The sequence below is a fragment of the Umezakia ovalisporum Ak1311 genome, from assembly GCF_029891685.1.
Lineage (GTDB): Bacteria > Cyanobacteriota > Cyanobacteriia > Cyanobacteriales > Nostocaceae > Umezakia > Umezakia ovalisporum.
Genome location: NZ_JANQDJ010000085.1, coordinates 46,779 through 57,965 on the forward strand (window position 1 = coordinate 46,779; position 11,187 = coordinate 57,965).

7 protein-coding genes and 1 riboswitch are annotated in these 11,187 nt (G+C 41.6%); of the genes, 4 read left to right on the forward strand and 3 right to left on the reverse strand.

Going from position 1 to position 11,187, the window contains the following annotated elements:
• Nucleotides 1-12: 12 nt before the first annotated feature.
• Nucleotides 13-2,469 (reverse strand): sucrose synthase, encoded by a 2,457-nt coding sequence (locus tag NWP25_RS16815; RefSeq protein WP_280650514.1) that lies wholly within the window; start codon nt 2,467-2,469, stop codon nt 13-15.
• 247 nt (nt 2,470-2,716) lie between these two features.
• Entirely contained in the window at nt 2,717-3,928 is a 1,212-nt protein-coding gene (cbiE, locus tag NWP25_RS16820) for a precorrin-6y C5,15-methyltransferase (decarboxylating) subunit CbiE (RefSeq protein WP_280650515.1), read from the reverse strand.
• A 454-nt stretch (nt 3,929-4,382) separates the two neighbouring features.
• A riboswitch (adenosylcobalamin-variant (AdoCbl-variant) riboswitch) is annotated at nt 4,383-4,493 on the forward strand.
• On the opposite strand from cbiE, the gene cobG reads away from it, so the two are divergent.
• The 4 genes from cobG to cobJ all read left to right on the forward strand — a co-directional run bounded on the left by cobG (nt 4,480) and on the right by cobJ (nt 9,265).
• The gene (cobG, locus tag NWP25_RS16825) at nt 4,480-6,042 is read left to right on the forward strand and encodes a precorrin-3B synthase (protein WP_280699835.1); all 1,563 of its coding nucleotides are present in this window, start codon (nt 4,480-4,482) and stop codon (nt 6,040-6,042) included. It overlaps the preceding riboswitch by 14 nt.
• 45 nt (nt 6,043-6,087) lie before the next feature.
• The gene (locus tag NWP25_RS16830) at nt 6,088-6,714 is read left to right on the forward strand and encodes a precorrin-8X methylmutase (RefSeq protein WP_280656363.1); all 627 of its coding nucleotides are present in this window, start codon (nt 6,088-6,090) and stop codon (nt 6,712-6,714) included.
• Between the two features lie 2 nt (nt 6,715-6,716).
• The gene (locus tag NWP25_RS16835; protein WP_280650518.1) at nt 6,717-7,421 is read left to right on the forward strand and encodes a precorrin-2 C(20)-methyltransferase; all 705 of its coding nucleotides are present in this window, start codon (nt 6,717-6,719) and stop codon (nt 7,419-7,421) included.
• Between the two features lie 125 nt (nt 7,422-7,546).
• On the forward strand, nt 7,547-9,265 hold the full coding sequence (gene cobJ, locus NWP25_RS16840) for a precorrin-3B C(17)-methyltransferase (RefSeq protein WP_280650519.1): 1,719 nt from the start codon (nt 7,547-7,549) through the stop codon (nt 9,263-9,265).
• Between the two features lie 104 nt (nt 9,266-9,369).
• Here the strand turns inward: cobJ and NWP25_RS16845 are convergent, their stop codons facing one another.
• The gene (locus tag NWP25_RS16845; RefSeq protein ID WP_280699837.1) at nt 9,370-10,944 is read right to left on the reverse strand and encodes a DEAD/DEAH box helicase; all 1,575 of its coding nucleotides are present in this window, start codon (nt 10,942-10,944) and stop codon (nt 9,370-9,372) included.
• Nucleotides 10,945-11,187 lie beyond the last annotated feature (243 nt).

Sequence of the window (11,187 nt, forward strand, 5' to 3'; positions counted from 1 at the left end):
TATAAAAATGTTTTAACTTTTTATGGCAACATAATACTGCATATGTTGTTCTAAAATTTTTTCGGCTCTAGATTTAAAAATTAAGTAAAATAACATTTCAATATAGCGATGTTTGGCTGCCTTGTTTTCCGGCAATGCAAAGTTCCAGAAGCTAAATATTTTAGCCAGCAATAGTACTTGACTCGTGTTTAGCTGCCAATTATATTTATTCATAATTCTTTGGATCATTGCCTGGGAAACTTCTTCCCAATATTGCGGCTGACTATCACATTTAGTAATGAAATGTAAAATTTTATGCGCCGTTCCCTCTAAGTCTGTAGGATTAATATGAAATCCATTTTCTAGCTCATCAATAATTTCTAAAGCACCGCCAAATTTAGTAACGAAAGTTGGCAAGCCGGAAATCATTGCTTCCAAAATGCTCCGACCAAAGGCCTCAAAGCGGGCAAAGTGGACATAAATTCCCCTAGCATCGGCAATTACTCTGTAGGCTTCCCCAAGGTCACGGCTGGGAAGGCGCATTCCAATACAGCGAATCTTTCCATGGAGATTATAGTGATTAATTATGTCGTGGAATCTTTGAATTTCCGCTGCTTCTTCTGGTTTTTTCGCTTCATGTGGATACAGTTTACTAGTTAAAAATATCAAGTTAGAATGCTCCTGTAATAGCTGATTTTTACCGAAGCATTCAGCCAGTCCAGTCAAATTTTTGATGAAAGTAATGGGTGCAACTGCCAGGATGGGTCGCTTGTCAGGACTATCTAAATGTCCTAGGATTTCCTTTTGTGTACAGTTAAAAATTAGATTGTGAATTTTTCTGGTAAATTCTCCATCTCGCCGATATTTTTCGCTGCAAGGAAAAAAGACGTTTTCACTTACTCCCGGTGGTACCATGTTGAATTTGGGGCTAAATAAATCAATGCCATCAACTACATGATATAGCTGAGGCATGGTAAAACACTTGTAGGACTCGTACTGCCCTATTGTGTCTGGTGTGCCGACAATTTCCTGATAAGATGAGGTAATAATAAAGTCCGCGGCATTCATGCTAATCAAATCGGCGGTGAATTGTGCCGAAAAGTGATAATGGTCTTCTAAGTCTTGCCAATATAGATTACTAAATAAATGTTTAGGTTTTTCTAAAGAATGGGCTATATTACACTGAGTTATTTGTAATCTGCGGGAAAGTAGAGAAGCTACTAAGTTACCATCGCTGTAGTTACCAACAATCAGATTCGGACAACCTTGGAATTGAGCTAATAGTTCTTTTTCCGCATCCATAGCAAAGGTTTCTAAATAAGGCCAAATTTCATATTTAGAAATCCAATTGTTGGTAATATCAGGATTGAATTCGCGAAAGGGAACGCGTAATATCCAAGCATTTTCAGTATCTTGGACTTTTTCTAACTTTAAATTACACTCTGTACCTTCGCAGTTAGGGATAAGCCGAGTGAGAATGATTACATGGGGCTTTATACCTAATAAGTCAAGACCAGCAAGTTTGATTTCTTCTTGGAGCTTATTTTCTAAACTGCGGGCTTGTTCGAGGACATAAATCACCTGACCCAGTGTTTCATCTCTACCTAAAACATCTTGTTGACCAACCCAGCCATGTATGGAAACGAGTACAACGCGGAAAATAGCAGGGACACGGGCGACAAAGGCTTCTAAAATAGCTGGTTGGGGACTGTCAATGAGTTGTTCTAAAAGTTCTAAGGTTTCTGATATGCGCCCACAGGTGTTACCCCATCCTGGTTCAAAACCAAGTTGTTGCAATTCAGAGCGAAAATTGGCGTAGGGTTCTTCAGGAGGTCGCTCATGCAAAAATTTCAGCGCTCGTTTAATTTGCTGGCTTAGGTCTATACCAGAAGAAATGCTATTACCTGCGGACCTGGGCTTTGCGCCATCGCTAATGAGCAGTGGTTTTTTATCATAAGTCAATTCATATAATGCTTGAAATAATATTTCTAGCCAATGATTTGCGTCATTAGATAGTTGTTCACATAAATAACGATTTAGAAAAGCTAAACCTTGACCAATGTTTCTGGGGTCATTAATTCTCGTCGATTTTTCCGAAAATGGTTGAAAATCAATTTCCAGAATGTGAGGTTGGTGGCGGTTAACAAGGCCATCGCTTACATCCAACCACTTTTGGGGTGTCATCTCTTCAAATCGAGAGCAATCGGCTTTTAATCTCCATATTTCTTGGCTGGCAATCTTCGGGCGAACAACGAACCAAGTGCCTTTTTGTTCTAAAATTATTTCGTGGGTGTTATGAATTAACCTGCCGATGGAAGACGAGTGATAAAAGTAAGGAGGCTTTTGGGATTTCTGACAGTATTCATTAAAAGTATGTAAAATCTCATTTCTTAAAAGGTAATTTTTGCCCGCAGCACTTAATTCCAAAATAAATTCACTTAGACAGTTTTTTTCTTCTCTGCCTAGGGCGGTCTGAAAAAGTTCATACATAACGAATTATAGTAAAATAGCAGGTCACGACCCCATGTTTTCTCTTTAACAAATGTGTTCCCAGAGGTACATTTTCCTTTTTTACTTCTGTATGCTAGATAAATGCCAAGGCTATTGACTTCTGTCTTGAGAATCAAATCTCAGCAACAAAGTCTATGCCTTAAGGTTGTGAACATGGTTGCTTCTATGGGAAATTACGAAGATGTAGTTTTTTAATCAAACTAACTCCTCCCCGCTCTTTTGCGTTTCAATTTTTGATCACCATCCATTGAGTCACAGGTGACATACCTCGCCAACCCAAAAATTTGCCAATGGGTTCTGCTCTTTGGATAGCAATACGAGTCAAACTACCACCAACCTGCTCATACCATTGAAATAAAGTTTGCTCACCTTCTATGGTGACAACATTAGCTACTAACCGCCCCCCTGGCCGCAATGCTGTCCAACAGACATCAAAAAGATTAGCTGCTGTGACTCCTCCACCGATGAAAATAGCATCAGGTGTCGGTAAGTTTTTCAAGATTGCTGGTGCTTTACCTCTAATAATTTTTAGGTGGGGAGTTCCTAAGGCTGCGGCGTTGTCTGCTATGTACCCCAGTCTAGAGGAATTTTGTTCAATTGCCATGGCCTGACAACGTTGATGAGTACGCATCCATTCGATGGAAATTGAACCGCAACCCGCCCCCACATCCCAAAGTAGTTCTCCTGGGGTGGGCGCTAACTTTGCTAAGGTAACCGCCCTAATTTCCTGCTTGGTTAATTGTCCATCATGATGATAGGCATGATCCGGTAATCCTGCTAATCTCGGTAAAGGTATAGTCCCAGAATCAGCAACACAATTCACTGCGATCGCATTCAAAGCAGCAATTTCAATTTCACTCCAAGATGCTGCTGTACCTTCCACAACTCTTTCATGAATGCCGCCGAGATGTTCTAAAACCGTAATCTTGCTACCACTATAACCGCGTTTTGTCAACATTTCGGCGATAATTGCTGGAGTATCTTTTCCCTCGCTCAAAATTAATAACTTAGCCTTGGGATGGATATAACTCTGAAACACAGAAGCTGGACGACCGCACAAAGACAAAGTTTCTGTCTCACTTAAAGACCATCCCAGCTTGGCACAGGCGAGGCTAAAGGTTGAAGGTGCAGGGATAATCGTGATTTCCTCTAGGGGAATTTGTTGAGTCAAGGTGACACCGATACCATAACACATCGGGTCTCCACTGGCTAATACACAGATTAATTGACCTCGACGATGGATAATTTCGGCTATTGAGGTACTAATAGGTGATGTCCAGGTTATTTTCTCCCGTTGGTCATGTGGGGGTAACATGGCTAAGTGGCGATGGCCTCCTATGATCACTTCTGCCCGGTGGAACAAAGAACGAGCGATGGCACTTAAACCCTGCAAACCATCTTCACCAATACCGACAACTGATAGCCATTTCTGTGTCATATACTGTAAATATCCGCAACCCCTAGCTAAGTTCCTTTGATGTGAGAATTTCTATTAATTCATATACTTATTCCAGTTAAGGATAAACTATAAATGCCTTTAATGCAGCGAAATTTTGTGCCAGTTCCGTAAGTCCTGATTTTTTTAGCTTGTTTTCATATTCTGTAGGTGTAAGACAGAGTTTTTCACGCTCTTAGTCCGCAAAATCTCTAAAATCTTTTCAGACTAAAATCAAATTCTGTAATTATTTCCAACTGATTACCTCAAAAATATTAATGATGGCAAATATTGAATCTTGAGCTATCATTGGTGTAGATTTAGTATTTAGACCATCATCTTGAATTTCTAGGAATACTTGTCAACGTCTGTGAATTATACTTAAGAAAATATTTTTATTTTGATGAAAAATATAAAATTTATTATGATGACTGGCTGTTCATGTTAAATTACTAAAGCTGAGAGTTGGGAAACTCCGGTGAAATTCCGGGACTGTGCCGCAGCTGTGATGGTAAGGCAAACAACAACATTCACTTTTTACCTGCCAAGTCAGAATGCCAACCTTAGCAGTGTCTTCAAGACATATTTACTATCTACTACCTGCGTCGCACAGGGAAGGAGTTACTGTTTTGCTGTCTGTTTTTGCTTCATGTCCTGGATTATTTTATGATACACCCGCCCAAGATGGGATACTATCACGCATCAGAATACCAGGTGGAATTCTTTCCAGTAAACAGTGTCGTGGGATTGCAGATATAGCAGAGAATTACGGACCTGGTTATGTTGATGTCACCAATCGGGCTAACCTTCAAATCCGCGAGCTACCTTCGGGAATGGATCCCACAGTTCTCCAGGATTTACAAAGTATAGGTATCGGTGCTCGGAATTTTGCCGTTGACCACATTCGTAATATTATGACCAGCCCCACTGCTGGTGTTGATTGTCAAGAATTAATCGATACCCGTCCCTTTGTTATAGATTGGGACAATTACATAGCCGCACATCCCACTCTATCAGGACTATCGGCAAAATTTAGTGTTTGCTTTGATGGTGGTGGTGCAGTCTCTGTGTGCGATCGCCTCAACGATATCATGTTTGCTGCTGTCTTAATTGACAGTCAAGTTTACTTTCGTCTGTATCTTAGCGTTGGTGTCAAAGGAAAACCACCTATTGATACGGGAGTTGTATTGTCACCGGAGGAATGTTTGCAGGTTTTGCCAGCCTTGGCTGATGTTTATCTCGAACATACTGATATTAACAGTAGACGTAAGCTGCGTTTGCGTGAGTTGTTAAATCATTTAAGTTGTGAAAGTTATCTTCAAGAAGTTGAACAACGTCTACCTTTTAAATTCACCCTCCATCCACGGTTCAATACAACGAGTTCTTCACAATTCTTCCCTCCCCTGCAAGAACAAAGGTTAAACTCCCACCATGGACATATAGGGATTCATCCCCAGCGTCAGCCAGGCTTATATTATATCGGTGTGGTTCTACCTTTAGGTAGGCTAGAAAGTAAGCAAATGAAGGGTTTAGCTGATTTAGCAACGGAATTCGGTAGTGGAACTCTCAGGCTCACCCCCTGGCAAAATTTACTCCTCACCGACATTCCTCAGCGCTCCCTGGCCAATGTTAAGAATGAAATCACTGCTTTAAAATTAGATTTCTCCTCCAGTAATATCAATAGTGCATTGGTTGCCTGTTCTGGTAATAAAGGTTGTGCAGCTTCCGCCACCGACACTAAAGGTGATGCTTTGGCATTGGCAAAATATTTGCCAACTCATGTTAGCCTGGATCACCCTGTTCATATTCACTTTAGCGGCTGCGAAAAATCTTGCGCCCACCACAGTAATAGTGATATTACCTTGCTTGGTGTCAGCCTAGAATCAGAAACTGGAAGCTCACCAGCCTATCAAATTTATGTTGGTGAAGGTGACAGCAACCAAAAATTTGGTCGTCAACTATATCAATATGTAACTGTGGCCGAACTCCCTGTATTGTTAGGGCAGATGTTACAAGTGTATAAAGTTCAATGCCGAAATCCTGATGAATCCTTTGGAGAATTTGTTAATCGATATGAGATTAACCAATTGCAGCTGTTATTCTTCCCGATAAAGTAGGTTTATTTCTGTTCCCACTTACCATTTACTATTTCCTATATTCCCATGCCTGACTACATCCGAGACGCTAACGAAATTTACAGTAAATCCTTTGCAATCATCAGATCAGAAGCTAATTTGGATGTGCTGCCGCCAGATGTAGCAAATGTGGCTGTACGCATGATCCATGCCTGTGGAATGATTGATATCGTCAATGAATTGGGATATTCATCAACCGTGGTGCAGGTGGGACGCGCCGCACTAGCAGCAGGTGCGCCGATTTTGTGTGATTGCCGAATGGTTGCTGAAGGTATTACTAGGAAGAGACTACCTGCAAACAACAAAGTTATTTGCACCCTCTATGATGTGGAAGTACCAGCTTTGGCTAAACGTTTAGGTAATACCAGATCTGCGGCTGCTGTAGAATTGTGGCGATTGCATTTAGAAGGGGCAGTAGTAGCAATTGGTAATGCACCTACAGCATTATTTCGACTCCTAGAAATGCTCCAAGAAGGAGTGCTGAAACCGGCGGTTATTTTAGGTTTTCCAGTGGGATTCGTCGGTGCAGCAGAGTCAAAAGCAGCACTGGCAGAAAATAGCAAAGGTGTACCCTTTTTAACTTTACACGGTCGGCGTGGTGGCAGTGCGATGGCAGCCGCCGCAGTTAATGCTCTGGCATCAAAGGAAGAATGAATATGCAAACTAAAGGCCGTCTCTATGGAATTGGTGTCGGTCCTGGTGATCCAGAACTATTGACATTAAAAGCACTGAGAATATTACAGACTGCTCCTGTGGTAGCTTATCAGTCAGCAGTAGATAAAGACAGCATAGCGCGAGCCATCGTCTCCAAATATCTGCTCGGTAATCAAATCGAGGTGCTGTTTCACCTTCCCCGTGCTTTGGAACCAGAAACAGCAAGTGCTATTTATGACCAAGAAGTTGCACCCATTGCCGAACATCTAGCCGCAGGACGTGATGTAGTGGTTCTATGTGAAGGAGACCCGTTTTTTTACGGTTCCTTTATGTATGTTTATGTACGTTTGTGTCAGGAGTACGAAACGGAAGTTGTACCGGGAGTTTCCTCACTCATGGCTTGTCCTGTAGCCTTGGGTGTACCATTCACTTATTACAACGATATTATGACCGTTCTCCCAGCCCCCATGCCAGCAGAAGAATTGGTTACACACTTGGTAGCAACTGATGCGGCTGCAATTATGAAACTAGGTCGCCATTTCACCAAAGTGCGAGATATTTTACATCAGTTAGGGTTGGCATCACGGGCATTATATATTGAGCGGGCAACAATGGCAGAGCAAAGAATTATACCTCTGGATGAAGTTGATCCAAATCAAGTACCTTATTTTTCCATGATTGTCATACCCACCAAAAAGCGATTATAAATTTACCAACAAGTTCTGCTCATGGCGTGAATTTATAAACTCAGTTCTGAATAGATAACTGGTTTATTACCACCAAATTATCTGTTTCCATCTGTGGTTTAATATAAAACATCTAATTAAATTAAATGATGATCAAGATTGCACCTGCCATTGTGGTACTCAGTCAAAACAGCGTCCCACTAGCCCGCCAAATCATCAGCATATTACAGGGGGGGACATTATACGGTTTGGCAGGTCGCACATCTAAGGTTGATATTACTTTCACGAATTTTGGTGAAACATTACGGGAATTATTCGCACAGGGAACACCCTTAATTGGGATTTGTGCAGCTGGTATTCTCATCAGAACCATAGCGCCCATGCTTTCTGATAAAAAACAGGAACCCCCAGTGTTAGCAGTAGCTGAAGATGGAAGTGCGGTGGTTCCCCTGTTGGGTGGACTCAATGGTGTGAATGATTTAGCGCGACGCATTGCAGAAGTCCTGGATGTTAAACCAGCAATTACCACCACAGGTGACCTTCGCTTCTGCACAGCTTTATTATCTCCCCCGCCTGGATATCATTTAGCTAACCCAGATGACGCTAAGAAATTTATCTCAGATTTATTAGCTGGGGCGCAAGTTAAGCTAGAAGGTACAGCTCCTTGGTTGAGTAATAGTCAATTACCCATAGACCCAGATGGTAATTTGACCATCCAAGTTACAGAACGCTTAGTCACCCCCGCACCCGACCGCCTTGTTTATCACCCAGGAACTATAGCCGTTACCATCAGTGATACTGTTGATGTTGGCTTAATACAACAGCTTTTAGCAGATGCAGCCCTAGCCCCGGCATCAGTAGGGGGTATTTTTGCAGATATTACCTTGGCTGCAAATACCGCCATAGAACCCATTGCTAACGCCTTTAAAGTACCTATTCGCTTTTTTACCTCAAATCAGTTAGAAAAATTCATCTCACAAGGTTATAGTCCCGCCCAAGCCATGGCTTTCCTAGTCACCGGCACCTCTGGATTATCCTCCTCATGTCCTCACGTCAGAATTGCCATTGCTCCCGCCCCTATTGATACCAGCACCATCGGTCAAGCCAGAGGGCGGTTAGCGATTATTGGTACTGGGCCGGGTGGTTCTCAGTGGATGTCTCCAGAGGTGAGAGAAATACTTAAATCTGCCACTGACTTAGTGGGTTATAAAACATATATCAACTTAATTGGCTCTCTGGCTGAGGGTAAACAACTCCATGAGTCAGACAACCGGGAGGAAATCACCAGGGCGACAATGGCCCTGGATTTGGCAGCAACAGGGCGATATGTCGCTGTAGTTTCCTCTGGTGACCCTGGTATCTATGCAATGGCTGCGGCGGTATTTGAGGTGTGGGATAAAAACCCTAAACCGGAATGGGAAAGTATAGATATTCATGTTGCGCCGGGTATTTCCGCCATGCAAGCCGCAGCGGCGGCCATTGGCGCACCATTGGGACATGACTTCTGCGCCATTTCACTATCTGATATTTTAAAACCCTGGTCAATTATTGAACAACGCATTGCTGCGGCTGCTCAAGGTGATTTTGTCATAGCCTTTTATAATCCTGTGTCCAAAGAGCGCACTTGGCAACTAACAGCAGCCAGAGAAATTTTACAGCAATATAGAACACCAGATACACCAGTAGTATTAGCTAGAAATCTCGGCAGACCAGGGGAAGGTGTCAAAGTTATTCAACTACAAGAGTTAACACCAGATGCAGCGGATATGCGGACTGTGATTTTAATTGGTTCCAGCCAAACCCGGACAATTCACCGGCGGGATGGGACTATTTCAGTTTATACACCAAGGCGATACAGTGAATAACACTGTCTGTGATCAATCTTTTAAAGTGGACAGGAAAAGCTGTGTACTTTGACTATATCATCTTGAGGGTAGTAATATTGTGTAGGACGCGCTAATACAGTTCCTTAAACATTGATCAATTCATCCTTTTCGTCCTCGTCGTCAGTGACTCGTTTAAGAGAGTTTTTATTAAAGGCGGGAAAAATTAAATAGGGGAACTGTTCCTGATATTGGCGCAGTTCTGTAATAATGGGTGATTCTACACCGGTCACAACACACCAAACTTTTGCCCGGGTGATGGCAACCAAGGCTTCATTTCGTTTATGCACTTCACTTTCTTGTTTCCAATCTAAGGGCTTCGTTGCCCAATGAAATCGACAAGCATAAACTTTATAGGCTTCATTACCCTTAGCTCGATAAATATTAGATATGGTTACACAGTCATCCTTTTGGAAAACATCAGGACTGTCATCCACTCCGGCAACATAACCCACAATACCAAAGTTATTTAAAGCGTCTTTAATATTGCTAAAATAATTTTTTTCTTGGTCGCCGCACAGAGATGTAATAATAATGTCTGAGGGTTGTAATCCTTGTTTTAGGTCATTTGCCACTTGCTCACTGATCCAATTCTGCTCATCTTCCTCATTGTTAAAACTTTTAATTGTCAAAACATCTCCAATTGCATCTTTATAAGGAAAATCATCTTGATCTATAGGATGCATATTTACTAGAGGTTTCGGGTCTTTTGTGGAGGTTTGATCATATACTCTTTCAATTTTAATTTGGGTTTTGGCTTTAACACTGGAATCACTAAAATCGCCCTCTAATATTGTATAACCCAAATTTTCCCATTGTTCTTTATTACTCACGCCTTGTAAAACACCTGCGGGTCTTAAAAGTCCCATATTAACAGCCTGAGCAACCATCAATAATTGCTTAGGAGTACGATAACACTTATTAAAATTCTTACCCCGTCCACGTAGATTTACTACTAAAGATCTATCCTCATTCCTACCAAATATTTTTTCTGGGTCAGGAACCATCAATGAACCAATACCTTGAGCTTCATCATAAGCCCAATACAGACGTTTAGGTTCCTTGAGTGTATTTCTTGCCAACCGATAGAAAGAAGGTGGCAAATCTTGCCCTTCATCAATTAGAATCGCATCATACATCTGGGGATAATTAGTAATTTGTCTTTCTAACTCATCACAAATAAATTCAAAAGCCACTGCTGGTGAAACAGGTTGACCCATCCTCTTGTTTACATCGTCAACAGATAGAGGTGTAATATTACATTTTTGAGCCAGATGACGATAGAAACCTTCCCTATATCTTGCACCCCAAGCATGAAATACCTTTAAATTATCCCAATTGGGTTTTTGTACCCCTGAAAGTTCCTGGTAATATGTTCTAATTCTTTCATAAATTATCTGTTGATACAGAGAGCGAGTAAAGAAAACAAAAGCAATTTCCCAGTCAGGATGTTCTTTGTGAATCTTAGCTGCACGTTGACAAAATGCAACTGTTTTTCCGGTTCCAGCTAATCCTCTAATTCGTTGTGGACCATCAGGAATACCAGCAGAAACCTCCTGTTGTTGGTCATCAAGGGAAACAAGCATAGATTCCAGGTGATGAATAACATATATTGGGTTATCAGATGGAGTTTCTTGGGGAATATTACGTATATTTGGCATCACACTTATAAAAAAGATTTAATGTCAATGTCAAAATCATAACCCATCGACACTTTAATTTAATAATTTTGCCCCCTAGCTCAGGCAAAATCAACAACGCCAAAAAAACGAAAGACCCCTGTGTAAGGAGTCTTTTGTATTGAATAATAGACCTGGCATCGAGCTATTGTTGCAGAGGGCGACCCCTAAACTATCGTTGCCGCGGCGGCGTTTCACCTCTGAGTTCGGGAAGGTATCAGTGTG

Coding starts and splice junctions, on each gene's coding strand:
- NWP25_RS16815 (WP_280650514.1), bottom strand. CDS start 2,469: ATGTATGAACTTTTTCAGACCGCCCTAGGCAGAGAAGAAAAAAACTGT.
- cbiE (WP_280650515.1), bottom strand. CDS start 3,928: ATGACACAGAAATGGCTATCAGTTGTCGGTATTGGTGAAGATGGTTTG.
- cobG (WP_280699835.1), top strand. CDS start 4,480: ATGCCAACCTTAGCAGTGTCTTCAAGACATATTTACTATCTACTACCT.
- NWP25_RS16830 (WP_280656363.1), top strand. CDS start 6,088: ATGCCTGACTACATCCGAGACGCTAACGAAATTTACAGTAAATCCTTT.
- NWP25_RS16835 (WP_280650518.1), top strand. CDS start 6,717: ATGCAAACTAAAGGCCGTCTCTATGGAATTGGTGTCGGTCCTGGTGAT.
- cobJ (WP_280650519.1), top strand. CDS start 7,547: ATGATGATCAAGATTGCACCTGCCATTGTGGTACTCAGTCAAAACAGC.
- NWP25_RS16845 (WP_280699837.1), bottom strand. CDS start 10,944: ATGCCAAATATACGTAATATTCCCCAAGAAACTCCATCTGATAACCCA.